Annotated in this window: 18 protein-coding genes and 1 pseudogene; 8 read left to right on the plus strand and 11 right to left on the minus strand. The window is 68.0% G+C overall.

Translation table 11 applies throughout. The features are described from left to right. Positions 1-200 precede the first annotated feature (200 nt). Positions 201-1,337, plus strand: coding sequence for an LLM class flavin-dependent oxidoreductase (locus tag DDE10_RS16570; RefSeq protein ID WP_114953904.1), 1,137 nt, complete (start codon positions 201-203; stop codon positions 1,335-1,337). A gap of 84 nt (positions 1,338-1,421) precedes the next feature. On the opposite strand, the gene DDE10_RS16575 is transcribed toward DDE10_RS16570, so the two are convergent. The 8 genes and pseudogenes from DDE10_RS16575 to DDE10_RS16610 form a co-directional block, all read right to left on the minus strand. Then, positions 1,422-1,850, minus strand: coding sequence for a GlcG/HbpS family heme-binding protein (locus tag DDE10_RS16575; protein ID WP_114953905.1), 429 nt, complete (start codon positions 1,848-1,850; stop codon positions 1,422-1,424). Next, positions 1,847-3,160 (minus strand): glycolate oxidase subunit GlcF, encoded by a 1,314-nt coding sequence (gene glcF, locus DDE10_RS16580; protein WP_114953906.1) that lies wholly within the window; start codon positions 3,158-3,160, stop codon positions 1,847-1,849. Before glcF ends, DDE10_RS16575 begins: the two co-directional genes overlap by 4 nt. Beyond that, positions 3,150-4,286 carry a glycolate oxidase subunit GlcE gene (glcE, locus tag DDE10_RS16585; protein WP_114953907.1) on the minus strand — a complete coding sequence of 379 codons (1,137 nt, stop codon included), beginning with the start codon at positions 4,284-4,286 and terminating at the stop codon, positions 3,150-3,152. Before glcE ends, glcF begins: the two co-directional genes overlap by 11 nt. After that, on the minus strand, positions 4,286-5,779 hold the full coding sequence (locus DDE10_RS16590; RefSeq protein WP_114953908.1) for an FAD-linked oxidase C-terminal domain-containing protein: 1,494 nt from the start codon (positions 5,777-5,779) through the stop codon (positions 4,286-4,288). Before DDE10_RS16590 ends, glcE begins: the two co-directional genes overlap by 1 nt. Positions 5,780-5,785: 6 nt before the next feature. Then, positions 5,786-6,274 (minus strand): flavin reductase family protein, encoded by a 489-nt coding sequence (locus DDE10_RS16595; RefSeq protein WP_114953909.1) that lies wholly within the window; start codon positions 6,272-6,274, stop codon positions 5,786-5,788. A gap of 11 nt (positions 6,275-6,285) precedes the next feature. Further along, a pseudogene (gene ribB, locus DDE10_RS16600) lies at positions 6,286-6,957 on the minus strand (3,4-dihydroxy-2-butanone-4-phosphate synthase); the annotation flags it as partial. After that, complete coding sequence (locus DDE10_RS16605) at positions 6,947-8,614, minus strand: CocE/NonD family hydrolase (RefSeq protein WP_162806681.1); 1,668 nt, start codon at positions 8,612-8,614, stop codon at positions 6,947-6,949. The gene DDE10_RS16605 and the pseudogene ribB, both read right to left, overlap by 11 nt. 76 nt (positions 8,615-8,690) lie before the next feature. Then, a complete protein-coding gene (locus tag DDE10_RS16610) occupies positions 8,691-9,506 on the minus strand; it encodes an amidohydrolase family protein (protein WP_114953912.1) in 816 nt (271 codons plus the stop codon). 170 nt (positions 9,507-9,676) lie between these two features. On the opposite strand from DDE10_RS16610, the gene DDE10_RS16615 reads away from it, so the two are divergent. From DDE10_RS16615 to DDE10_RS16625, 3 genes are all read left to right on the plus strand, one after another. Continuing rightward, positions 9,677-10,426, plus strand: a complete 750-nt coding sequence (locus DDE10_RS16615; RefSeq protein WP_162806682.1) for a hypothetical protein — start codon at positions 9,677-9,679, stop codon at positions 10,424-10,426. A 134-nt stretch (positions 10,427-10,560) separates the two neighbouring features. Further along, positions 10,561-11,562: a Rieske 2Fe-2S domain-containing protein gene (locus DDE10_RS16620; RefSeq protein ID WP_114953913.1), complete on the plus strand. Its 1,002-nt coding sequence runs from the start codon at positions 10,561-10,563 to the stop codon at positions 11,560-11,562. Then, complete coding sequence (locus DDE10_RS16625) at positions 11,555-12,286, plus strand: SDR family oxidoreductase (RefSeq protein WP_114953914.1); 732 nt, start codon at positions 11,555-11,557, stop codon at positions 12,284-12,286. Before DDE10_RS16620 ends, DDE10_RS16625 begins: the two co-directional genes overlap by 8 nt. 172 nt (positions 12,287-12,458) lie before the next feature. Here the strand turns inward: DDE10_RS16625 and DDE10_RS16630 are convergent, their stop codons facing one another. The 3 genes from DDE10_RS16630 to DDE10_RS16640 form a co-directional block, all read right to left on the minus strand. Beyond that, positions 12,459-13,835: an MFS transporter gene (locus DDE10_RS16630; RefSeq protein WP_114953915.1), complete on the minus strand. Its 1,377-nt coding sequence runs from the start codon at positions 13,833-13,835 to the stop codon at positions 12,459-12,461. A 139-nt stretch (positions 13,836-13,974) separates the two neighbouring features. Further along, entirely contained in the window at positions 13,975-15,201 is a 1,227-nt protein-coding gene (locus tag DDE10_RS16635; protein ID WP_114953916.1) for an NAD(P)/FAD-dependent oxidoreductase, read from the minus strand. Between the two features lie 60 nt (positions 15,202-15,261). Continuing rightward, on the minus strand, positions 15,262-18,087 hold the full coding sequence (locus tag DDE10_RS16640; RefSeq protein ID WP_162806683.1) for a TonB-dependent receptor domain-containing protein: 2,826 nt from the start codon (positions 18,085-18,087) through the stop codon (positions 15,262-15,264). A 438-nt stretch (positions 18,088-18,525) separates the two neighbouring features. Here DDE10_RS16640 and DDE10_RS16645 point away from each other — a divergent pair, with 438 nt between their 5' ends. The 4 genes from DDE10_RS16645 (at position 18,526) to DDE10_RS16660 (ending at position 24,817) form a co-directional block, all read left to right on the plus strand. Continuing rightward, complete coding sequence (locus tag DDE10_RS16645) at positions 18,526-19,260, plus strand: phosphatase PAP2 family protein (RefSeq protein WP_114953918.1); 735 nt, start codon at positions 18,526-18,528, stop codon at positions 19,258-19,260. Positions 19,261-19,788: 528 nt separating this feature from the next. Next, complete coding sequence (locus DDE10_RS16650; protein WP_114953919.1) at positions 19,789-21,186, plus strand: TolC family outer membrane protein; 1,398 nt, start codon at positions 19,789-19,791, stop codon at positions 21,184-21,186. A gap of 53 nt (positions 21,187-21,239) precedes the next feature. Then, positions 21,240-23,375, plus strand: coding sequence for a type I secretion system permease/ATPase (locus DDE10_RS16655; RefSeq protein WP_114953920.1), 2,136 nt, complete (start codon positions 21,240-21,242; stop codon positions 23,373-23,375). Next, on the plus strand, positions 23,372-24,817 hold the full coding sequence (locus tag DDE10_RS16660) for an HlyD family type I secretion periplasmic adaptor subunit (protein WP_114953921.1): 1,446 nt from the start codon (positions 23,372-23,374) through the stop codon (positions 24,815-24,817). The genes DDE10_RS16655 and DDE10_RS16660 overlap by 4 nt, the downstream gene beginning before the upstream one ends. The last annotated feature ends 12 nt before the right edge of the window (positions 24,818-24,829 follow it).

The following is a 24,829-nucleotide window of genomic DNA, read 5'->3' on the forward strand; positions in this document are numbered from 1 at the left end:
AATAATGGACCAGGACCGGGAACGCTTCGTCTCCGCCGTGCAGGTGCTCGAGCGCCCGTCCGCCTGGGCGCTCAAGCGCTTCATGCGCGCACCACTTATTTTCTAGATAGCTATAAATCTATTGCCTCGAACGCAGATCGGACCTAAGCCTGAAGGCCAGCCGACGATGCGGCGAGGACGACAAATAGGGGAGAGGTTGCTTGGCTGAGGCGCGTAACGTGCGGACAGGTGTGTTCCTGCCTCCCCATCACGGCAATGACGAAGATGTCACCCTGTGCATGCAGCGCGACTTCGAGCTCGTTCAGTGGCTGGAGCATCTCGGCTTTTCCGAGGTCTGGATGGGCGAGCACCATTCGGGCGGCATGCAGATCTACGGCTCGCCCGAGCTCTTCATCGCGGCGGCGGCCGAGCGCACGACACGGATCAAGATCGGCGCCGGCGTGATCTCGGTGCCCTATCATCATCCCTATATGATCGCGGATCGGATCGTTCAGCTCGATCACCAGACGCGGGGGCGGGCGATGTTCGGCTTTGGGCCAGGCATGCTGGTGTCGGACGCGGCCATGCTCGGAATCGCCCCTGAGCAGCAGCGGGCGCGCCTGGTCGAGGGCGTCGACGTCGTCATCCGGCTGATCGACGGCGAGACCATCAATCATGACGCCGACTGGTTCACGTTGCGCGACGCCAGCTTGCAGCTTTCGCCTTTCAGCCGGCCCCGACCGCACATGGTGGTCGCCACCTCGAAGACTCCGACCGGATCGCTGCTCGCCGGGAAATACGGCCTCGGCATCCTCACCCATGGTGCAGGCGACGTGAAATCGAGCTGGGCGGTCGCCGAGGAAGCGGGCCGCGAGCACGGCAATGCCCTCGATCGCGACAATCTGCGCGTGGTGGTTTCCTTCCATCTCGCCGAAAGCCGCGCGGAAGCCGCGCGTGCGGTCGAATTCGGACTGGAGCCGTGGTTGCGCTACCTGGAAGCGCTCAACCCCAAAAGCTATGCCGAAACCCGCGCGAAGGGCGGCTCCGATCCGGCCAAGCTGGTGGCCGCACGGGGCGGCCTGGTCGGCACGCCCGACGATGCGGTCGCCTTCCTCGAGGAATTGTGGGAGCGCACGGGTTCGTTCGGCTGCCTGCTGATGACCGGCACCAACTGGATGAATTTCGAAGCCACCAAGCGTTCCTACGAGTTGATGGCCCGCTACGTCATGCCCCGCTTCAATGGCGCGAATCGGCAGCGCGAACGGTCGTTCGACTGGGTTTTCGACAATCGCGAGGCGTTCAGCGGCGCCAACCAGGCCGCGATCAACAAGGCCGTGGCGGCCGGCGGCCGCACCTGATCACGCTGCGACGGCGCTGAGACGCCGGCCTCGCCGGGTCAAGGACGTGGCGCCGGTCTATCGGTGGCGCGCGCCCAACCTTCCTCAGGCGGCAAGCAGGCCCGCCGCCTCGATCCCGGCCCGCGCGCAGGCCTCGTCATTGTCGGACGTATCGCCGGTGACGCCGACCGCACCGAGGATCGGTCCGCTTGGTGTCTCCCGCACGAGGAGCCCGCCCGCCGCCGGCACGACGCCCCACGGCGCGAGCGTGCCGAGCGCGGCGACGAAGCTGGGCCGCTCGGCCGCCATCTCGGCGATCGCCCGGCTCGGCAGGCCGAGGCCCAGCGCCCCGCCGGCCTTGCCCATGGCGATCTGCGGGCGCAGCGTCGAGCTCGCATCCTGACGCTGGAAGGCGACGAGATGACCGCCGGCATCCAGCACCGCCACCGACAGCGGCTTCAGCCCGAGCTCCTTGCCCCGCGCCACGGCGGCCTCGATGATCCGATTGGCCTGATCAAGTTTGATCGATGTCATTTCCCTCTCCCTGGATGGCGATGGTCGAGCCTGTCCGGCTTCGGGCCGCCCGCGGCCCAGTCGAGCAGCTCGACAAGGTGGAGTACCGGTACCGAAACGCCGCTCTCGATCTGGACCATGCAGCCGATATTGCCGGTCACGACCGCGTCCGCCTCGAGGGCGTCGAGCCGCATCGCTTTCCGCGCGCCGAGCTGGGCGGCCACGGCCGGCTGCAGGATGTTGTACGTGCCCGCCGATCCGCAGCACAGATGCGCTTCGGCGGGAAGCACGACCTCGAAGCCCGCCGCCTCGAGCAGCGCCTTCGGCTCGGCCCTGATCGCCTGGCCATGTTGGAGCGAACAGGGCGGGTGATAGGCGATCCGGAGCGGCTCCGGCGCTGCGAGCGCAGGAGCGAGGCGGGCCAGCAGCTCGGAGACGTCGACCGCCATGGCCGAGATCCGCGCCGCCTTGTCCGCATAGAGCGGGTCGTCCCGCAGCAGGAACCCGTAATCCTTGAGCATCGTGCCGCAGCCCGAGGCGGTGACCGCCACCGCTTCGATCCCGGATCGCGCGATCGCGGCCGTCCAGGCGTCGACATTGTTCCGGGCCGCCTGCAGCGCGGACCCGGCGAGGCCGAGATGATGGGTGAGGGCGCCGCAGCAACCCTCCCGCTCAACGTCGACGACTTCGCAACCGGCGCGCTGGAGCAGTCGCACCGCCGCGGCGCGGATGTCCGGCCGAAGCACCGACTCGGCGCAGCCGCGCAGCAGCGCCACCTTTATCGCGCCGGCCGGGGCCGGGGGCGCCTGACCCGCCGGGTCGCCCGGACGCGGCCGCCGCCTGGCGATCTCCAGCATGGCGGCAAGCGGCGCCAGCGCCTCGATGCGCGCCAGCGGCGCCGCCAGCGGCCGCACCAGCCGGGCGAGCCGGAGTGCGGCCCGCAGGCGCGGCGGATGAGGCAGGATGGCGGCCAGCGCCGCGCGCAGCAAGCGTTGGTGCCACGGCCGCCGATGGCGGCGCGCGACGAAGGCCCGCGCATGGTCGATCAGGTGCATATAGTCGACGCCGCTGGGGCAGGTCGTCCGGCAGGACAGGCAGGACAGGCAGCTGTCGATATGCTTTACCGTCGCGGCGCTGGGTTCCCGGTCCTCCTCCAGCATCTTCTGGATCAGGTAGATCCGGCCGCGCGGTCCCTCGAGCTCGTCACCGGTCAGCACGTAGGTGGGGCAGGTCGCGGTGCAGAAGCCGCAATGGACGCAGCTGCGGATCGCCCTGGCCGACGTCGCCACGTCGGGATCGGCGAGCTGGGCCGGCGTGAACTCAGTGCGCATCACGGCCCCCGAAACGCCGACCGCCGAAGGTGCCGAGCGGGTCGAACGCGTGCACGACCCGCGCCTCCAACGCGGCATTTCCCGCCGGCAACGGATGGAAGGCCGGCACCACGGCGCGAAGCGCCGGCGGCGCCCGCAGGAGCATGGCGTGGCCGCCCGCTTCCGCGGCCGCGGCGCGGATCGCCGCCCCATCCTCGTGACAGGCCCAGACGAGGCCGCCTCCCCAGTCGGCCAGCCACGGCGCGCCGAGCCGGTCGAGCCGCCCGGCGAGACGCGGAAGCCGGCGGGCCGGGATCGGGATCCGCCAGAGCGGCCTATCCGGGGGGAGTTGGCCGGGTTCCGGCCACCCGCCCTCCTCACCGCCGGACGCCGCTTCGATGGGGTCGAACAAGGTCCCCAGCAGGCTGCACCGTGCTTCGACGGACGGGGCGAACCCTTCGATGCGGACGAAGACGCGCCCGTCCTTCCCCGGACGATAGGCCACGGCCGCGACCGCGGCGGCGGAGCCGAGCACCGACGCCATGATCCGCGCGGCCTGTTCGGGGTCGCTTGCCGGGATCGCCTGGACGATCGTCCGCGCGGGCGCCGGGAGCACCTTCAGCGACAGCTGGATCAGGGCGGCCAGCCGCCCCCAGCTCCCCGCCATCAGCTTGGCGAGATCGAATCCGGTGACGTTCTTCACGACCCGTCCGCCGGCGACGAACCTTTCGCCCCGCCCGGAGACGGCGGAGAAGCCGAGCAGATGGTCGCGCGCCGCGCCGGCGCTGATCCGCCGGGGACCCGACACGCCGGCCGCGACGATCCCCCCGATCGTGGCCTCCCCCGCGCCGGCTCCGAGGATCGGACCATGGTCGAACGGCTCGAAGGCGAGCATCTGCCGCTGCTCGGCCAGCACCGCCTCGATCTCGGCCAGAGGTGTGCCGGCGCGCACCGTCAGCACCAGCTCGGCCGGGTCATAGTCGACGATGCCGCGAAAGCCGCGCATGTCGAGGATCGTGGTGTCACGCTCGGCTCCCACCGCGGCCTTGCTTCCGCCGCCCCTGATTTCGAGCTTTGCGCCACGCGCTCCGGCCGCGCGCACGCATTCGGCGAGCGCCTCCTCGGTCGGCGGCGTGACCGTCTCCATCAGAAGCGGGGAAGGTCGGGAAAAGGGAGGCTTCCCCGGTGGACGTGGACCCGGCCCTGCTCGGCGCAGCGATGCAGGATCGGGAAGACCTTGCCGGGGTTGAGCAGCCCGCTCGGATCGAAGGCGTGCTTCACCCGGCGCTGCTGGTCGAGATCGGTCTCGCTGAACATCTCCGGCATCAAGTCGCGCTTCTCGACACCGACGCCATGTTCGCCGGTCAGCACGCCGCCCATCTCGACGCAAAGGCGCAAGATGTCGGCGCCGAAGCTTTCCGCCTTGTCGAGCTCTCCCGCAGCGCTGGCGTCATAGAGGATGAGCGGATGGAGGTTGCCGTCGCCGGCGTGGAAGACGTTGGCGACCGCCAGCCCATATTGCGCGGACAGCGAGCTGATCCGGGCCAGCACCTCGGGCAGGCGGCGACGCGGGATGGTGCCGTCCATGCAGTAATAATCCGGCGAGATCCGGCCGACCGCGGGAAAGGCGGCCTTGCGGCCGGCCCAGAAGAGCTGCCGCTGCGCCTCGTCTGCCGAGACCCGCAGCTCGGCCGCGCCATGGGCCGACGCGATCCGCTCGACCTCGCCGATGAGGTGGCTGCACTCCGCCTCCGGGCCGTCGAGCTCGACGATCAGCAGGGCCTCGACGTCGAGCGGATAGCCCGCCCCGACGAAGGCCTCGGCGGCATGGATGGCGAGGCGGTCCATCATCTCCATCCCGGCCGGGACGATGCCGTGACTGATGATGGCGGCGACGCAGGCGCCGGCGGCCTCGACGCCGGCAAAGCCGATCAGCATCGCACGCGCCGTCTCAGGGGTGCGCAGCAGGCGGACGGTCACCTCGGTGACGATCCCGAGCAGCCCCTCGGAGCCGACCATCAGCCCGAGCAGGTCGAGACCGGCGGATTCGAGCAGCAGCCCGCCGAGCCGAATGATCTCGCCATCCATCAGCACCAGCTCGAGGCCGAGCACATTGTTGGTGGTCAGACCGTATTTGAGGCAGTGCACGCCACCGGAATTCTCGGCGACATTGCCGCCGATCGAACAGGCGATCTGGCTCGATGGGTCGGGCGCGTAATAAAGGCCGTGATGCGCGACCGCCTGGGTGACGGCGAGGTTGGTCACGCCCGGCTGCACCACCGCGAGCCTATCCTCCTCGTCGATCGCCAGGATCCGGTTGAACCGCGCCAGCGACAGCAGCACCGCATCGGCGAGCGGCAGCGCCCCGCCCGACAGCGAGGTGCCGGCGCCGCGGGGCACGACCTTCACGCCCTCGGCATGACACCAGGCAAGGATGCGCGAGACCTCGGCGGTGGTCTCGGGCAGCACCACCAGCATCGGCGGCTGGCGGTAAGCGGTGAGGCCGTCGCATTCGTAGGGGCGCAGCTCGTCGGCATGGTCGATGACCCGCGCCCCTGGTGCGAGCCGGCGCAGCGCCGCCGCAATCTCGTCGCGCCGGGCGAGCACCGCCGCGTCGGGCTCCGGCATGCTGATCGACATGGCTCCCTATGCCACCCGGGCGTAGCGGCCGTCGACATAGATGAGCGGATCGATCTCGCCGTGGAGCCGCACCGCCTCGACCCTGCCGATCACGATCCGATGCGTGCCGTAAGCCAGCGACTGCTCCTGCCGGCAGGCGAAGCTCGCCTGGGCGTCCTCGAGCCAGGGCGGCTCGACGTCGGCGCCGCTCCAGCGGCCGGTGGCGAAGCGCGCCTCACCCTTGGCCTGGCCGCTGCAGGCCACCGCCAGCTCGGCCTGCTCCCGGTGGAGAAGATTGACGCAGAAATCGGCCCCGGCGGACAGCGGCGCCTCCAGGCTCGCCGATCGGTTGACGCAGATGAGCAGCGACGGCGGATCCATGCTGAGCTCGCTCACCGCCGTGGCGGCCATGGCGAAGCGTACCCCTTCGTGCCGGCTGGTGATGACGACAACACCCTTGGCGAGCCGCCGCAGGCCGGCCCGCAAGGCGCCGCCGAGGTCGTCGCCCGGATTCATTCACCCCGCTCCCGGCGGTAGGCGATCAGCGCATCGATGGCGGCGATCCTGAGGCCGTGGCGGCGGGCGAAACGGCGCAAATCGCCGAGCCGGGCCATGGTGCCGTCGTCGTTCATGATCTCGCAGATGACGCCGGCCGGGACCAGGCCGGCGAGCCGGGCGATGTCGACCGCCGCTTCGGTATGGCCCGGCCGCTCCAGGACGCCGTGCGGTCTCGCGACGAGCGGGAACATGTGGCCGGGTGTCGCCAGATCCTCAGGGCCGGCCGCGGGATCGATCGCGGCCGCGATCGTGTAGGCGCGGTCATAGGCCGAGATACCGGTGGTGATCCCCCGCGCCGCGTCGATCGACACGGTGAAGGCCGTGCCGTGGATCGACTGGTTGTCGCGTACCATCGGCGGGAGTGCGAGCCGATCGGCGCATTCGCGGGTGATCGCCAGGCAGATAAGGCCGCGGGCGTCGCGCGCCATGAAGTTGACCAGCTCCGCCGAGGCAAACTGGGCGGGGATGACGAGGTCGCCCTCATTCTCGCGATCCTCGGAATCGACCAGGATGAAGGGGCGCCCGGCGCGCGCTTCGGCCAGGATCTGGGGGATCGCGGCGAGCGGCTCCTCGGGCTCCTGCCGGGCCAGGCCATATTCGAGGGCGTCGAGCACCGGGACGGTGCAGTCTTCAAAGAGCATCGGCCAGCTCCACCACCGGGACGAGCAGATAGGAGGCGCGGCTGCCGCCGGTGTGGAGACGGTGGGTCCCGACGTTCACCGTCTCCTCGTGCCGCATGTAGAGGAGCGGCTTGGGATGGTCGTAAATGTCGCGCCCCTTGACGATCAGTCGCAGCGTCTCGCCGGGGCAGAAGCGCGTGCCGGACGGCAGGATCTCGATATCGACGTCGACCACCTCGCCCGGTGCGAGCTTGTCGTCGCGGTCATTGGCGAGGACCGGCTGGAATTCGGTGGAGCGATCTGGGTCGAGCGCCCGGCGGGAGACGCGCAGCCATCCCAGCGCCACCGGCCCATCCTCGAACACGGCCCAATGGGCGAAGCCTTCCTTGCTGCCGTCCGCCCTCAGTTTCTCGACCGCGACATGGAGGTCGAGATCGTCGCCACGATCGGTCGAGACCCACAGCTTCAGCTTCATGTGACCGACGAGCTCGACCTCGGCCTCGATGGGAAGGTCGAAGACCGCTTCGCCCTCCTGATCGAGCGGATCGTAGCTCGCCTCGGCCGGCGCCGCCGGCGCTTCGGGAGTGAGCGCGGCTTTTGCCGCATCGAGATAGAGTCGTTCGTATCGCGTGCCCTCGACCGGCCACTGGTGCGCGGGCTTCTGGACCGCCTCGGCGAAGCGGTCGCGGACGTGCAGCCTTACCGGCGGCCAGTCGGCGAGCTCGGTCTCCTCGGCCTTGAGGAAATGATCGAAGAAGGCGGCTTGGCGTTCTACCGACGCCGGCTCGTAATAATAAGCCCACTTCTTGCTGCCATGGACCTCCAGCCATTTCTGCCGGGAGGCGATGCGCTTGAATCCTTCCAGGGTGCCGCGCGTGTGGACGCCGTGATCGGTCCAGCTGGCGACCACATAAGCGGGCACGTCGATCGCCGCGAAATCGGCGATCTTGGAGCGCCAATAATCGTCGAAACGGGGATGCTCCGCGGTCAGCGCCCAAAGATCCTCGACCTTCCGGTCCGAGACGCCCCAGCGCACCTGGATATGGGGCCAGAAAGAGGTCTCCGGGATGCCGCCGTGCCGGACGATCTCGTTGAAGGTGTCGGACCAGCCTTCCCAGATATTGATCGCGGCGAGGTGCGGCGGGCGCAGCGCCGCGACCCGCCACTGCGCGCTCGAGAGGTAGGAGACTCCGGACAGGCCGACCTTGCCGTTGCTCCAGTCGCGCGTGCCCGCCCATTCGATCAGGTCATAATGCGCTTCGGCTTCGCGCGGGCTGAAATAGCCGGCGTCGGTCTCGGCATGCCAGGTGCCCGGCACGTCGGCGGTGATCACGGCATAGCCGCGCCTGGTCCAATAGACCGGGTCGGGCGCCTCGAAGATGGTATGGTCGGACATCCAGTCCTGCTGAACCCCGCAGGCGGGATAGAGCGTCGCCAGCGGCGCGGGATCGTGCTTGCCGTAGGGGGTCCAGGCGACCAGCACCGGCATGTGCAGGTCGGCATCGACGGGCCGGTAGAGATCGACCCAGATATCGAACCCGAAACGGGTGGGGACGCGCAAATCGCGCTCGATGACCATGTCCCCATCGACGATCCGCTCGTAGCCGCGGGCGGGCGCGCCCCGGAATTCCGGGCTGTTCAGCGGCGCCCGCAAGCGTTCACGGAAGCCTTCGCTCATTGCCCGATCCTTGGTGCGTTCGCCCAACATTCCGGACTTCTAGCCGGCTCCGGCAATAATTTCAAGTCATCTAGAATTATCTCGATCCGAAATAGAAGTCGGCGGCGGTGCGATGAATCGCATCCCGGCAGGAAGGATCGGGGACGAGAGACTCGAATCGGGCGATGGTCTGGGCGTAGCTGATCTCCTGCTCGGCCCCGGCGAAGGGCCAGTCGCTTCCCCAGAACAGCCGATCCGCGCCGGCATGAGCGAGCAGATCCGCAACGAGCTCGCGGACCATGGCGTCCGATCCGACCCGGAAGTCGGCCGACATCTTCACCCAGCAATGGCCTCGCTCGACCGCGCGCAGCACCGCCTGGAAGCCGGCGCAGCGGGCGCCCAGCGCCCGGTCGGGCCTGCCGAAATGGTCGACGACCAGGGGCGCGCCGCTCCTCTCGATCCGTGCGATCGATGCCGGCAGACGCGCGCCATTGTCGTGCAGCTCCACGTGCCAGCCCAGATCGGCGATCGTGCGGAGCAGCCGGCGCCATTCCGGCGCGTCGAGATCGGGGATCACCGGCGTGCTGCGCCATTGCAGCCGGATGCCGACCGCGCCGAGGCGGTTCATCTCGCGCAGCCGCGAGAAAGGGATCGAGGGATCGGCGATCACCGTCGTTCTCAAGCGCGGGTGCGCCGCCGTGGCCGCGAGCGCATAGTCGTCGGCGTCCTCGAACAGGCTGATTGCCGCCAGCACGGCGCGGTCGACCCCGGCTTGGTCGAGGCAGGCGAGATAGTCTTCGAGCGGCGCCTCGTGGTCGGGGCGGTGCCATGCATCGGCGGCGAGCCGCATGCCCGCATGAAAGACATGGGCATGGGTGTCGACCGCCGGAACTGGGGAGAGCGAACCATTCATTCCACCGGATCTCGGCTTGGCCGCGATTTATATCAATAGTGAATTATCTTGCCCGCGAAGGACGCGGCGGTGCATTGCCCATTGCCCGGGGAGAAGCTAATCTTCGCTCATTCCCGGGCCTCGGTCCGGCGGCAGGAATTCGGCCTGCGGTGAAACGGGGTGAACGGCAGGTGACAGAAGACAGGGGCCCGGCCGAGGCGAAGACGGCGTCCAGCCGCAAGGCGAGCGGGCGTTCCGGCAAGGCGACGCGCGCGATCGGCCGCCCGGCGGGGAAGAGGCGGATCGGCAAGGAATATCTGGTCGAGAAGACCGCCGAGCTGCTGCGCACGGTGCCGCCGGAAAAGCTGTCGCTGTCCCTCGCCGCGCGTCACGCGCGCGTCCACCTCACCTTGTTCAAATATTATTTCCAGGATCGCACCCGTCTCCTCGTCGACGTCGCGCGCACCCTCTCGAAGGAAATCGGCGACCGCGTCGCCGCGATCGAGAGCGACGCCAAGTCGGCGCCGGAGCGCCTCGCCATTCGCATCGACGCGATGGTCGACTTCTTCCTGGTCAATCCCTTTTACCACCGGCTGATGGTCGAGATCATCGGCGACGAGACCGATCCGCTGGCAAGCGAGCTGATCAGCGTGTGGATGTCGAAGACCCTCGACATCTACCGGTCGATCATCGACGCCGGCGTCGAGGAAGGGACGTTGAGGCCGATCGACCCCTATTTCACCTTCCTCGCGATCATGGGCCTGTGCGAGAAGTTCCAGCACGCCTCCAAGCTGATCGATCGCGGCCAGGCACCGTCGGGGGAGACGCCGGAGCAGGCGGCCGCGCATTACAAGGCCTTCGTCATCGACATGATCCTCGAGGGCATCGGCGCCTCCGCAGGCGGTGCCGCGGCCAGACCCAGGCGTGCCGTCGGCGCCTGAATTCCATCTCATCGTGCTGGAAGGCCCCGACCATCCCTGCCGTGCGCCGGCTGCAATTTAATTATAGTCAGATATAAAATTCTTTTGAAAGGCGTCCGGCTGTGCTAGGCACGGCGGCGTAACGGGAGAGTCTGATGTCTGAACGCATTGGGGAGACCGGGCCGGTTCTGCCGCGCCCCGCTTATGCCGGCCGCGAATATCGCCGGGACCATGACGGCACCTATCTCAAGAATTGGAACCCGCTGATGCTGGCGGAGGAGCTTCCCGCCGGGAAGATCATCGGCCGGGATTTTCTCGGCACGCGGGTGATCGTCTATCGCAACGCGGAGGGGCAGCCCGTCGTCCAGAGCGCCTATTGCCCGCATGTCGGCGCCGACCTTTCGGAAGGGTGCCTGGTCGACGGGGCGGTGCGCTGCGCCTATCACCACTGGAAATTCGGTCCCGACGGGCAGTGCGTCGACATACCGGGCGAAACCCACATCCCGCGCGCCGTCCGCATCTATTCCTACCCGGCCGCCGAGCGCTGGGGCATGATCTGGGCGTTCAACGGCGAGGAGCCGCTCTTCGGCCTTCCCGAATTCCCGAACATCGCCGAAGAGGACGTCTTCTACCGCGCATTCCACCGCGGCCTGCGTCCCATCGAAGGCTGGATCGGTTCATCCAACCTCGTCGATTTCCAGCATCTCAAGACGGTGCACAACATTCCCGACCCGAACCCGACCAAGGTCGATTTCGGCGACTATCTGATCGTCGTTCGTCAGGAATCGGAAGCGCGCACCGCCGACACGCAGCTCTACGGCGGCACCTGGCTGACCGCACGCACCGAGCTGGCGGACGGCACGGAGCGCTTCTTCATGGCGGGAAGCTCCCAGGTCGCCCCCGGCTGGTCGGATGCCTATTTCGTCGTCGCGATGCGCCGGTCACAGGCCGAGGCGCTCGGCACCGAGGCGGCCGAGGCCGAGCTTCAGAAGCGCGTCGATTATGTCCACAAGCTCTATGCGGAAGACGAACCGATCCTCTTCTCGCTGCGCTTTCGCGGCTACGGCAAGAGCGCGCTGATCCGCACCGACAAATATTTCGGGCAGTTCCTCCGCTATATCGAGCGATATCCGCGCTCCGCCCCTTTCGATGTCTGAGGCGGCGGGCAAGGTCGCGCTGGTCACCGGCGCGAACAAGGGAATCGGCTTCGAGATCGCCCGCGGCCTCGCCCGGGCGGGTGCCACCGTCCTGCTCGGCGCGCGCGATGGCCGTGCCGGCACGGATGCGGCCGCCTTGCTCGGCGGAGAAGGCCTGGACGTCCGTTTCGTGCCGATCGACGTTACCGACCGTGCGACCGTTCAGGCCGCGGCCGATCTCATCGTTCGAGATGAGGGGCGGCTCGATATCCTGGTGAACAATGCGGCGGTGTCGCCCGAGCATGGCGTGCCGCCGAGCGCCGCCGATCCGGACCTGCTCCGCCTCACCTACGAAACCAACGTCTTCGGCCTCGTCGCCGTCACCCAGGCGATGCTGCCCCTCCTTCGGGCGGCGCCCGCGGGGCGGATCGTCAACATGTCGACCGGCCTCGCCTCGCTGAAGCTCACCAGCGGGCGCGACGCTCCCTTCTCGTTCAGCCGCCTGCTCGCCTACAATTCGTCCAAGACGGCGGTGAATGCCGTCACCGTGCAATTCGCCAACGAGCTGCTCGATACGCCGGTCAAGGTCAACGCGGCCAATCCCGGCCTGTGCGCGACCGACCTGTCCAGCGGCAAGGGCCGCCCGCCCAGCGAGGGCGCTGCCGTCGCCATCGGCCTCGCCTTGCTCGGCGAGGATGGGCCGACCGGAGGTCTCTTCAGCGATACGGGCCAGGTTCCCTGGTAGGCTGACCGGGCGGCGCCCGGCGCCGCCCACGCCGGCGCCCCACTTTCGAAACGGTATCAAGCCTGCCGCTGGGCCGCTCGGCTTCCCCGCCGCAGCGCGCTCGGCGCGAGGCGTGGGCGGCTTTCGGCACCGGCTCGCTGCCGCGAGCCGCACCGGCCCCGAAATCGATGCCTTACTCGGCGGCGGCGGGCGCCGCGACTGTCGTCGGCGCAGGGGACGCCGCTGCGCCCTGGTCCGCCTTGATGCGATGGAAGATCAGCATCGCCAGAGCGGCGATGAGAAGCGGGGCGGCGATCGCGGTGTAGATCTGCCACGCCCCCCATCCGGCCGCCAGCATCGCGCCACCCAGGCCCGGGCCGATCATCGACGTGATCCGGCCGATGCCCCCGGCCCAGCCGATTCCGGTCGAGCGGATCGAGGTCGGGTAGCTCGACGCGACCAGCGAGTTCAAGCCGGCCTGGGAGCCGATCACCAACAGTCCGAATCCGAAGCCGAGCACCCAGCCGAGCCAGGGCATCTGTGCGACCAGTGCCAGCAGCGTCATCGCGACGAAGGCGCAGGAAAGGGTCAGCATCAGCGAGAAAGGCATGCCGAGCCGTTTCATCAGATAGGTCAGCAGGACCGGTCCCGCCATCGCCCCGAAGGCGGAGACGGCGGACATGCGCGTCGCCGTGCTGGTCTCGAGGCCGCCGAGGACGTGGAGATAGCTCGGCATCCAGGCGGACAGCGTCGCGGTGGCGCACAGCGCCGCGCCCATCGCCATCCACAGCAGCAGGGTCATCGGCGCACGGCCGTCACGGAACAGGGAGACCAGCGGGATACCCGACGTCCTCACTTCCGTCGTCGTGAAGCGGGTGCCCTCGGCGAAGGCGAAGGCTGGGTCGACGCGATTGAGGATGCGGCCGATCCGTGGATCCTGGGGATCCCGGACGAGCAGGAACCGGCAGGATTCGGGCAGGTGGAGGTAGAGGAAGGGGACGAACAGAAGGAGCAGGATGCCGCCCGCCCAGAAGGCCGCCTGCCAGGAATGATATTCGACGAAGGTCGGCCCGAAGAAGCCGGCCGCCGAGGCGCCGAGCCCGTGGGCGATGAACAGCCAGGTGAGCAGCCGCCCCCGCCTTGTCTCGGGCATGAACTCGGCCACGAGCGCGATGATGTTCGGCATTGTTCCGCCGAGCGAGGCGAAGGCGAGGAACCGGACGAGGGTGAACTCCTCGAGCGTCGTCGCCAGGGTGGAGGCGAGCGTCAGGATCCCGAACAGCGCCGATCCGACGATGATGATGTTGCGCCGCCCGATCCGGTCGGCGAGCATCGGGATCGTATAGAAGCCCAGCGCCATGCCCGCCGCCTGGGCGGTGAACACGAACGCCATAGAAGGGATGGGTATGTCGAGGCCGCGCGCGATGACCGCGGCGAGATTGGAGACGATGTAGGCGTCATAGCCCTCAAGGGCCATCAGCACGCCGCAGGCGGCATAGAGGCTCCAGCGATAGGCACCCATGGCCTCCCGCTCCAGCACCGGATCGATTGATTGCTCATCCCCGCGCACGTCGCTCTCCCTGCCTGCCACTTCTCCGGTGGTCCGACCCTGGGTAGCATGGCGATGCCGGCCTCACAATATTATTCTACGACCCTTTAATTATCAGGCGAGGACGGATGCGCGGCTCCGGGCGGGAAGGCGCGAGCGATCAGCCGAGTGCGTTGAGCGGTATCGACGCGTCGGCGAGCCTTCCCGAGTCTGCTGCGGCGCCGGCCTCGACCAGCTTGCGCCCCTGGACGTAGTCCTTGACCCTATTGACGCAGTCGAGCGCGATGATCCGCTTCTGCCTCAGATAGACGATCGAGAAGCTGCGCGCCTCCGGCCGCCCGCGCAGCACGGCCTCGTCATGCCCGAGCGACAGTCCGACCGTCTGCAGCCTGAGGTCGTACTGGTTCGACCAGAACCAGGGCACGGCGCCGTAAGGCGCGTCGAGCCCGGATATGTGCCGCGCCGCCGTCGCGGCCATGTCGTTCGCATTCTGCACCGATTCGAGGCGGATCCGCGCGCCCTGCGCGAACCGGCTGACATGGGCCGCACAATCGCCGATCGCATAGATGTCCGGCAGCGACGTGCGGCAGTGGGCGTCGACCTCGACCCCGTTTCCGCCTTCGGCCCCGGCGGCGAGCAGCGGCTCCACCGCCGGGACGACGCCGATCCCGACGATCACCATGTCGGCGGCAATCGTCTCGCCGCCGGCGGTGCGGACGCCGGTGACGCGACCGCCCCGGCCTTCGAGCCGGTCGATGGCGATTCCGGTCCTCAGATCGACGCCGTGGGCGCGATGCTCGGCCTCGTAGAATCGCGAAAGCGCCTCGCCCGCCACTCGCGCCATCACCCGCTCGAGCGCTTCGAGCACGACCACCTTCTTGCCGAGCTTGGTCAGCACCGCGGCGGCTTCGAGGCCGATATAGCCGCCGCCGACGATGACGACCTGCCGCGTCGCCTCGAGCTGCGCCGCCATTGCGTCGACATCCGCGCGGGTCCGGACGAAATGGACGCCGTCGAGATCGTGGCCGTCGCAGGCGAGACCGCGCGGCCGTCCGCCCGTGGCCCAGACAAGTTTGCCGTAGGCGAGCGAAGCGCCATCCTCGAAGCCCAGCCGATGCGCCTGCGCATCGACGGAGACGACGCGCGTGCCGAGCCTCATCGTGATCGCGCGTTCGGCCCAGAAGGCCTCGGGCCGCAGCATGATCCGCTCGAACGGCTTCTCGCCGGCGAGATATTCCTTGGAGAGGGGCGGGCGCTCGTAGGGAAGCTCGCGCTCCTCGCCGATCAGGGCGATCGATCCTTCGAACTTCTGCTGGCGCAGCATGATCGCCGCCTGGGCGCCGGAATGTCCGGCGCCCACGATCGCAATGTCGACCCGCTCGGTCATGAGTCCTTTCCCTGTCCGCCCGGCCTGTCCGACGTGAGCCGGGCGCAGGGCGCCCGCCGCCTAGAAGCGCAGGTTGACGCCGACCTGGAAGGCGCGGCCGATCTTGTCATAATAGACACCATTGGTCGGGGTGATGAAGACCGGATAGGGCACCACCGGCGGATCGGTGTCGAACAGATTGTTCACGGTGAAGCTCAGTTCGGCGTCCGGCGTGATATTGATCGTCGAATAGAGGTTCACATAGGCGATCGCCGGCACGTCGTTGTCGGTGATCGTCAGCGCCGGCGCCGTGTTGTAGCTGTTGTCGATCGTGCCGGAGCTCACGAAGACGACCTGTCCGGTCAGCGAGAAAAGGGTATCGGCATAAGTGAGCGAGGCATTGCCGCGGAAGCGCGGCACCGCGCCCGCATTGGCCTGGCCATTCTCTCCCGACCGGTCGATGTCGACGCTGCCGGGCGCGCCGCTGTTGACGTAGGAATGGAAGACATAGGTGCCGCTGAGCGCGGCGCTGAGCGAGGCGCCGCCGCCGAGGGGGAGCCTGTAGTTCAGGACCGCGTCGATCCCGTTGGTGCGTAGCGAGCCGATATTCTGCTGCGGCGCGGTGACGCTGACCGGGACGCCGGCGCCGTTGAAGGTGATGTAGTCGCAGAACTGGGTCTGGCCGAGCGTGCACAAGGATCCGATGGTGCCGGCCGAGATGCTGGTGATCGCGCTGTCGAGGTCGATCTCGTAATAGTCGATCGAGGCGCGCAGATTGGGAATGCCGCGCGGTTCTATCACCATGCCCGCGGTGAAGGTGTCGCCCTTCTCGGGGTCGAGATCGGGATTGCCGACGGTGACGTTCTGCGGAACCCGCGCCGAAATGCCGTTGACCGTGATCAGGTTCACCAGCACCGATCCGGGCCCGAAAAGCTCGTAGATGGCGGGCGCGCGGATGTCGCGCGATCGGGTGACGCGCAGGCGCAGGCCGTCGACCGGCTCGTAGACGGCGCCGACCTTCCAGTTCGTCTGGCCGCCGACCGTGCTGTAATCCGCGTAGCGAATGGCGCCGTTGAGATCGAGCGCCCGGGCGAAGGGGAGGTCGCGGGCGAGCGGCACGATCGCCTCGACATAACCTTCGGTGACGTCGAAGGCGCCGCGGAACGTGCCGACATTGCCGACCAGGGCGAAGCCGCGATTGCCCGAGACCGGATCGGCCTCGACCCGCTGCGTCTCGCGCCGATGCTCGCCGCCGAACGCGATCGAGACGGGTCCGGCCCAGGTGGAGAAGGGCTCGCCGCGGACGTTCACGGCCGCCGCGTCCTGGGTATAGAGCGACGTGCTCCAGCCGGAGCCGTTCACATAGGCCTGCGCCTCGGGCGTGGTCGCGTTCGGGCCGAAGGGATTGATCGGGACGCAGCCGGCGGCGGCGGGATTGCCGGCGAGGGCCGCGCGGCACACGATCCGGCCCGTCGCGGGATCGACGACGGCATCCACCGCGAAGGCGATGTTGGCGCCGAGCAGGTTGTTGGTGATGTCGTTGCGGAAGCGGTTCTCGCCCCAGGAATAATGGGCGTCGTAATGCCAGGAGCCGCCGAGATCGCCTTCGACCGCGACCATCAGATGGGGCGTGTCGTTCGATGCCTCGAAGCGGGCATTGCCCATGTCGTAGAAGGTCTTGGCGAGCGTGAAGCTGGTCAGGCCCTGCGCGTCCATCGCGGCCCGCACGGCGGCGGGGAGATAGGCGTTGTCGCGGCTGATGACCTGCGAGTTGAAGCGCGCGATGCCGCCGCTGAGAATGCCCCGCGTCTCGGCATAGCCGCCTTCGACCGAGGCGGTGAGGGCCTCGGAGAATTCATATTCGAGCCGCGCATAGGAGGTGAAGCGCCGGACCGGTGGCACCAGGCTGATGCCGACGGTGGAGGTGCGGCCCTCGCCGCCGATCTGGTAGGTGCCGTTGTTGAGCGAGCCGGAGTCGAACCGCCGCACGGATCCGTCGTCATTGAAGGTGAAGCCGCGCAGCGCGAACCCGACCGGCCCCAGGATGACGCCGCCGGCACCGACATTGTTGTGGACGTTGGGAGCGACGATGTTCGCCGGCAGTCCGTTGGTCGCGAACGCGCTGTTGGACACGATCATCCACTCCTCGCGGCCCCAGTCGCGTGCGTAGATGTCGTCGACACCCTTGGAATCGTTATATTCGACGCTGGCGACGAAATGACCGCGCCCGTCGGCGAAGTCGAAGCCGCCGATCGCGCCGAGCCGGTAGTTGAAATTGTCGCCGGCCTCGGCGATCCCCGCCTGAGCGGTCAGGCGAAGGCCCTCCATTCGGCGGTGCAGCAGGATGTTGACGACCCCCGAGACCGCGTCGGAGCCATATTGGGCGGAGGCGCCGCCGGTGACGATCTCGACGCGGTTGACCATCAGGGTAGGGATGACGTTGAGGTCGGTCGTGACCGGGGCACTGGCATTGACCGAGGCGGCCGACGGCACGACCCGGGAGCCGTTGACGAGGACCAGGGTCCGTTGCGGGCCGAGGCCGCGCAGGTCGGCCATGGCCTGGCCGGGACTCGAGAAGTTGATCGCGTTGGCGCTCGGCGAGCGCGTCGCCCGGAAGGCCGGGACCTGATAGAGCACCTGGGCGATCGTCGCCGCGGATTGCTGATCGACCAGCTCGCTGCCGACCACCAGGGTCGGCGAGGGCGCCGAGAAGCCGTTGACGGCCGCGCGCGAGCCGGTGACGACGATGTCCGCCTGGGCGGTCGGCGCCTCGGCCTGGGCGGGAGCCGGCGCCGGGCCGACATCGGCCTCGGGCAGGTTCGTCGTCTCGTCCTGCGGATCCTCTGTTGTCTGCGCCGCCGCCGGAGTCGCGACCGCGACTCCCCCGACGAAGGTAGCGGCGGTCAACATCAGCGCCAGTCGCGAAGTCCGCACCCCGACCCTTGTCGCTTCAAGCTTTGGCTCAGCTTTCATCTTTTCGACCTCTCCCCGGGCGCATTTCTGCGCTCTTGTCGGCGCTCGACTGCGCCGTTCCTGCCCTCGCCGCCCTTGTCGATGCATTCGGGCGATCTGTTATTTGACTGGACTATTGAATTAACTTCCCCGCACCGCCCTGGCGGCGCGAACGACCTTGGCAATCGTTCTCCACCGGGGAAGCGACCCCTTCCATAGCAGCTTCGACACGTAGCGCCAGTCTTATTCAAGGAGAGTAGAAATACACTGCCGGAGAGGGGCGAGGATGGCGCCGGGTCCCGCGCCGTCGCCGATGGTCCTCATGGGCAAACCCCGCTAGGTTTCGCTTTCCCGAAGATGCCTGCGTCGAGCGACGCGCCCGAGGAAGCGAGCATGCCCCTGCGCGATCGAGTGCCCTGGCTGCGCCGGGTGGACAGTCGGATCCTCCTGGTCTTTCTCGTGCTGGTCCCGTCGCTTCTCCTGTTCGGGAAGATCGCGTCCGAGATGATCGAGGGCGACACCCTGGCCTTCGATCGCTGGCTGCTCGTCCAGTTGCGGACGGCGGCCGATCCCGGCCTGCCGGTCGGCCCGCGCTGGCTGCACCGGGCGATGGTGGACATCACCGCCTTGGGCGGCGGCGCCGTGCTGACCCTGATCACCCTGCTCGCGGCCGGTTATCTGCTGGTGCGGCGCAAGACGGCGCTCGCCGTCTATCTGGGGCTGGCGATCGGCGCCGGCGGCCTTCTCAACAGCCTCCTCAAATACGGCTTCGTCCGCGATCGGCCCGACATCGTGCCGCATCTGGTCGAAGTAAGCTCGGCGAGCTTCCCGAGCGGCCATGCGATGAACTCGGCAACCGTCTACCTGACGCTGGCCGCCTTGCTCGCGGGCGCCGAGCGGAACTGGCGGGTGCGGATCTTCCTGCTCTCGGCCGCCGTCCTGGTGACCATCCTGGTCGGCTTCTCTCGCGCCTATCTCGGTGTCCACTGGCCCACCGACGTCATGGCCGGCTGGAGCGTCGGCGCCGCCTGGGCGGCCTTGTGCTCGCTCGTCGCCCTGCGTCTCCAGCGGACCCGCGTCGTCGAAGGCTCGGAGACAACGGAAGAGCCGGCCGACGAGGCCGCTTGAGCGCGGGCTCTCCTGGGGGAAGCCCCGTCCGCGCGCCGCCAAGGAGAATGGTGCCGGGAGAGGAGGAGAATCGTCTATCTAAGCTATCGTACACACGGACGGTACGGCGTTGTCGATCCCCAGCGGGGACGGAAGCGGCCTCGAGAGCGGTCCGATCCGCGACTTTCACGCGTTGTTCGGGTGAGGCGGGGCGCACCGGGACGTGGCAGCAAGTGGCTGGCTGTTAACAAGAATTTACAATTCCCTAACCTTCTGTTTACGATTTTCCCGGTTATACCGCCTGCGTCGGAAACGAGGGGAGTTCCTAGCGGGGACATAGGCTGACGGTCGAGGGAGCCGCCTCAGCCTCTGAAAAGACCACAATTTGTCGGCCGAGGCGTGCGAGCGCCGGTTGCGCGCGCTCGCATCGCGGATCGCGCGCGGCCGATCGGATCCGACCCAGGGGTGGAAGGGGATTGTGTGAGTCGCGTACGCAAGGTTGGCCAGCCCGCCAGGGCTGGAGTGAATGAGGCGTTCTTCAGGAGCTTCATGGGTTACGCGGCGGTCGTCGCGCTGAGCATCGCCGGAGGGGGGAGCCTGGCGGCGCAGGAAATGGCTCCCGCTGCGCCGGTAGCCACGGTCGACCAGGCCGTCGATCTGGCCATCAACACGCAACCGGAAGTCCAGGCGCGCTGGGAGGCCTTCCTCGCCGCCGGTGCCGACCGACGGGCCGTCAGGGGCGGCTATCTTCCCACGGTCGACGTGAACGGCGAGTATGGCGCCGCCACCCGCGAATATGACGATCGCGGCTGGTTCGCCCGGGACTATGTCGAGCTGTCGATCACCCAGATGCTGTTCGACGGTTTCCTGGTCCGCAGCCAGCTGGAAGAGGCGGATCAGACCCGCCTGACGCGCTATTACGAGCTGCTCGACGAGGTTCAGAGCAAGGCCCTCGAAGCGATCGAGGCTTATGAGGACGTTCGCCAATATCGGGAGACCCTCGCCCTCGCCCAGCGCAATTACGAGACGCACCAGCAGGTGCACGCGCTGATCAGCGAGCGAGCCCAATCCGGCGTCAGCAACAGAGCGGACCTGGAGCAGGCCGCCGGCCGCCTCGCGCTTGCCGAGTCGAACATGCTGACCGAGCAGGCCAACCTCCACGACGTCACCGCCCGCTTCCAGCGGATCGTCGGCCGCCAGCCGGCCGAGGCACTTCAGGACTTTCCGGTCGCCAGCGCCCGCGTGCCCGGCGATCTGGAGGCGGTGATGACCGAGGCCCTGCGGAATCATGCCAGCCTCTATGCCGCCAATGCGACCGTGGAGGCGGCGAAGGCCGCCGTCAGCGAGAGCAGGGCAGCCTATTATCCGAGGGTCTCCGTGGCCGCGCGTGGCGGAACCTACCGGAATAGCAGCAGCTTCGATGCGCAGTTCGACCCTCGCGGTCGCGGCGAGGAAGCCTTTGTCGGGCTGAACTTCAGCTACAACCTGTTCCGCGGCGGTGCCGATCAGGCGCGCACCGACGCCGCCGAGCGGCGGCTCTTCCAGAGCGAGGATCTTCTCGACAAGGCCTGCGTGGACCTTCGCCAGAGCGCCTCCATCGCCTGGAACAACGTCAACAGCCTGAGAGCACGGCTGCGCGCCCTGGAAGCGCACCGCATCGGCGCGGCCAATGTGGCGACGGCCTACGAGCAGCAATTCTATATCGGGCGCCGCACCTTGCTGGACGTCCTGGACGCCAAGAACGAGGCGTTCCAGGCCGAGCGGGCTTTTGCCCAGGCGCAGCATGAGCTGACCAAGGCCTATTACCGCACGCTGCGCGCCATGGGCATCCTGCTCGACGTCCTGGGGCAGACGCGAAGCGGCATGCCGAGCATCAGCGAGTTCGACGACGACGCCCAGCGGCCCACCTCGATCGACTGCCCCGGCGCGATCGCCTCGGCGAGCTAGGCTGCTGTGCGGGCGCGGCGTTGCCGTTCGCGTCAGGAAGTGAAGGTGCATCCATGGGTCATCGCGGCAGAGACGATCTTGTAGAGTGTCTGCTGCTGCTTGCCGCAGAGCACGGCGTCACCAGTACTCGTGACGCGCTGACGTCCGGACTGCCCGTCGAAGGCTCCCTGACGCCCGCCTTGTTCCCGCGTGCGGCCGAGCGTGTCGGCTTCACGGCGCGACTGGCCGAGACACCGATCCGCGATCTCAACCCGGCGCTTCTGCCGGCCGTGGCGCTGCTCCAGGACGAGCATGCCTGCATCATCCATTCCGTCGATCCCGAGGCGGGGACGGCATCGATCGTCTTCCCCGAGCTCGGATCGGCCGATCGGCCGGTCCCTCTCGCCCTGGAGGAGCTCGAGGCGCGCTATCTCGGCTACGCTATCTACTGCCGCCCGGCCTACCGCCCCGACGAGCGCGTCGCGGCGGCCCCGGAGGAGGCGGAGGGGCACTGGTTCTGGGACGTCATCAAGGGCAATCGCCGGCTCTACGCCGACGTTTTGGTCGCAGCGCTTTTCGTCAATCTCTTCGCGATGGCGATGCCGCTCTTCGTGATGAACGTCTACGACCGGGTTGTCCCGAACCAGGCGACGGACACCCTCTGGGTGCTGGCGGCAGGAATTCTGATCGTCCTGGTCGGCGACCTGGCGCTGCGACACATGCGCAGCTGGTTCGTCGATGCGGCGGCGGCGCGTGCCGACACGCGGCTTTCGGCCCATATCATGGAACGTGTGCTCGGCATGCGGCTCGAGCAGCGCCCCGCTTCGGTCGGCAGCTACGCGACGAGCGTCCAGTCGTTCGAATCGGTGCGCAGCTTCATCGGCTCGATGACCGTGCTGACCCTCATAGACATGCCGTTCTTCCTGCTCTTCGCGCTGATCATCGGCCTCATCTCGTTCTGGATGGTGCTCCCCCTCATCGTCGGGACCGCGATCGCCATCCTCTACGCACTCTCCGTCGCCGCACGATTGAGCGCGATCTCCGACGAGGTGAGCCGGGCCGGCGCCCATCGCAACGCCACTCTGGTCGAAGGTCTCTACGCGCTGGAGACGCTGAAGGCCTTCGGCGCCACCAGCCGGGTGCAGAAGGTCTGGGAGCAGGCCACCGAATATCTGTCGTCGCAGGTCGCAAGGCAGCGGCTGCTGGGCAGCTCCGTGGCCAGCGTCTCCGCCCAGATCCAGCAAGCCGTGGGCTGTGTCCTGATCATCGTGGGGGTCTATCTGGTGATCAATGGCCAGATCAGCCAAGGCGGCATGATCGCCGCCTACATGCTCGCCTCCAGGGCGATGGCGCCGATCGCCCAGACGGCTTCGTTGATGACGTCCTTCTACCAGGCGCGGACGTCGCTCGCCCAGCTCGACGAGACGGTCGCGCAGCCGCAGGAACGGCCCCGCGGGAAAAGCTGGATCAGCCGGCCAGCCATCAACGGGGACATCGCCTTCCGCAACGTGGTCTTCAACTATCCGGGCGCTGAGGCGGAGGCCGTGAAAGGCGTCAGCTTCCACATTCGTGCCGGCGAGAAAGTGGGCATCATCGGGCGCGTCGGCTCGGGCAAGAGTACGCTCGGCAAGCTCCTGCTCGGCCTGTACCAGCCGGCATCGGGCATGGTCATGGTCGACGGCGTTCATATCGGCCAGATCGATCCCGACGAGCTGCGGCGCCGGATAGGCTATGTCCCGCAGGAACCGCTGCTGCTGTTCGGCACCGTTCTCGACAACATCATGCTCGGGGCCCGCCGCGAACAGGGGGACCGGAACCTCGCGGCGGCGCTCCATGTCGCGGGGCTGACCTCCATGCTCGGCGCCAACGCGGAGGGTCTCGATATGCAGGTCGGCGAAGGCGGCAACAGGCTCTCCGGCGGCCAGCGCCAGGCCATCGCCATAGCCCGGGCCATCGCCATGGACCCGAGCATCCTCGTCCTCGACGAGCCGACCAGCGCGATGGACGGACGGCTGGAGGGGCATGTGACCCGAGCGCTGGCCGCTTATGCGGAGGACCGGACGATGGTGCTGATCACCCACAAGCCGGCCATGCTCGATCTGGTGAACAGGCTGATCGTGATCGACGACGGCAAGATCGTCGCCGACGGACCGAAGGCGGCGGTTCTCGACAGCCTCAACAGCGGCAACATCCAGAAAGCGGCGGTATGACGAGCTCGGATCCAGCCCGGCCGATGGAAAGGCGCCTGTTCGAGGGACTCGATCGCGCGGCCGGCGCCGTACGGGCCGGCAAGTGGCTCGACACCCTGTTCAAGCCGTTCTGGAGACGCCCGTCGCAGGACCTCCGCGATTGGGGCTCGAACGCAAGGCACGCGGTCGAGGGGCAGCAGGTCCTCCGCGCACGCGGGCTGCTCTACGGCATCGTCGCGCTTTTCCTGGTCCTCCTGATCTGGGCCGCCTTCGCCACGGTGGACGAAGTCACCCGGGGCGAAGCCCGGGTAATACCGTCCCAGCAACTTCAGATCGTCCAATCGGTCGACGGCGGCGTCGTCGAGCAGATCTTCGTCAGGGCTGGTCAAAGGGTCGAGGCGGGCCAGGTTCTCGTTCGCATCGATCCGACCCGGTTCGTCGCCAACCTGCGTGAGGGCGAGGCCAGGGCCTTCGCCCTCAACGCGAAGATCGAGCGGCTGCAGGCCCTGGTCAACGGCACGGCCTACGAGCCGGAGGAGCCCGCCGGCACGCAACCAGGCCAGGGCAGCGAGGCGGCGCTGATTCTGGCGCAGGAGCGCCAATATTATTTCGAGAGCCGCCGGCAACTCGACGAACGGCTGCTCATCGCCCGGCAGCAGGTCGCCCAGCGTCGCAGCGAGCTGCGCGAGGTGGAGGCGGCGATCCGCACCGCGGATCGTGCCTACCAGATGGCACAACAGGAACTCGCCATCACCCGGCCCCTGCTGGCTTCGGGCGCCGTCTCGAGCATGGACATATTGAGGCTCGAACGGGACGTGTCGCGGGCCCAGGGCGAGCGGCAGCAGGCGGGCGCGAGGCGCGGGCAGCTCACGGCCAGCATCCAGGAAGCCGAGACCCGGATCCGCGAAACCGAGCTGACGACCAAGAACGAATGGCGTGCCGAGCTCACCGCAGCGATGGCCGAGCTGAACAGTCTCGGCGCCAACGTCACCGGGCTCGCCGACCGCGTGAAATATTCCGAGATACGCTCACCGGTGGCCGGCCTCGTTCAGCGGGTGCTTTACAACACGGTCGGCGGCGTCGTTCAGCCGGGTCACGCCGTCGTCGAGGTGGTTCCGACGGACGGCCGGCTCGTCGTCGAGGCGAAGGTGTCGCCGCGCGACATCGCCTTCCTGCGCCCCGATCTGCCGGCCATCGTCAAGTTCACGGCTTATGATTTCACCATCTACGGCGGGATGCAGGCGCGAGTGACGCACATCAGCCCCGACAGCATCACCGACGATCAGGGCAACACTTATTATCTGGTCCGCGCCGAGACCACCGGCAACCAGTTCCGGGAGGGCCTGCCGGTGATACCCGGGATGACCGCACAGCTGGACATCCTGACCGGCAAGAGAACGGTCCTTTCCTACCTGCTGAAGCCGATCCTGAGAGCGCAGCAGAATGCCCTGAGCGAACGGTAGCCGGCTGCCCGG

Source organism: Sphingosinicella terrae (assembly GCF_003347635.1).
GTDB lineage: Bacteria > Pseudomonadota > Alphaproteobacteria > Sphingomonadales > Sphingomonadaceae > Allosphingosinicella > Allosphingosinicella terrae.

Coding starts and splice junctions, on each gene's coding strand:
- DDE10_RS16575 (WP_114953905.1), bottom strand. CDS start 1,850: ATGACATCGATCAAACTTGATCAGGCCAATCGGATCATCGAGGCCGCC.
- glcF (WP_114953906.1), bottom strand. CDS start 3,160: ATGCGCACTGAGTTCACGCCGGCCCAGCTCGCCGATCCCGACGTGGCG.
- glcE (WP_114953907.1), bottom strand. CDS start 4,286: ATGGAGACGGTCACGCCGCCGACCGAGGAGGCGCTCGCCGAATGCGTG.
- DDE10_RS16590 (WP_114953908.1), bottom strand. CDS start 5,779: ATGTCGATCAGCATGCCGGAGCCCGACGCGGCGGTGCTCGCCCGGCGC.
- DDE10_RS16595 (WP_114953909.1), bottom strand. CDS start 6,274: ATGAATCCGGGCGACGACCTCGGCGGCGCCTTGCGGGCCGGCCTGCGG.
- DDE10_RS16605 (WP_162806681.1), bottom strand. CDS start 8,614: ATGAGCGAAGGCTTCCGTGAACGCTTGCGGGCGCCGCTGAACAGCCCG.
- DDE10_RS16610 (WP_114953912.1), bottom strand. CDS start 9,506: ATGAATGGTTCGCTCTCCCCAGTTCCGGCGGTCGACACCCATGCCCAT.
- DDE10_RS16620 (WP_114953913.1), top strand. CDS start 10,561: ATGTCTGAACGCATTGGGGAGACCGGGCCGGTTCTGCCGCGCCCCGCT.
- DDE10_RS16625 (WP_114953914.1), top strand. CDS start 11,555: ATGTCTGAGGCGGCGGGCAAGGTCGCGCTGGTCACCGGCGCGAACAAG.
- DDE10_RS16635 (WP_114953916.1), bottom strand. CDS start 15,201: ATGACCGAGCGGGTCGACATTGCGATCGTGGGCGCCGGACATTCCGGC.
- DDE10_RS16645 (WP_114953918.1), top strand. CDS start 18,526: ATGCCCCTGCGCGATCGAGTGCCCTGGCTGCGCCGGGTGGACAGTCGG.
- DDE10_RS16650 (WP_114953919.1), top strand. CDS start 19,789: ATGGGTTACGCGGCGGTCGTCGCGCTGAGCATCGCCGGAGGGGGGAGC.
- DDE10_RS16655 (WP_114953920.1), top strand. CDS start 21,240: ATGGGTCATCGCGGCAGAGACGATCTTGTAGAGTGTCTGCTGCTGCTT.
- DDE10_RS16660 (WP_114953921.1), top strand. CDS start 23,372: ATGACGAGCTCGGATCCAGCCCGGCCGATGGAAAGGCGCCTGTTCGAG.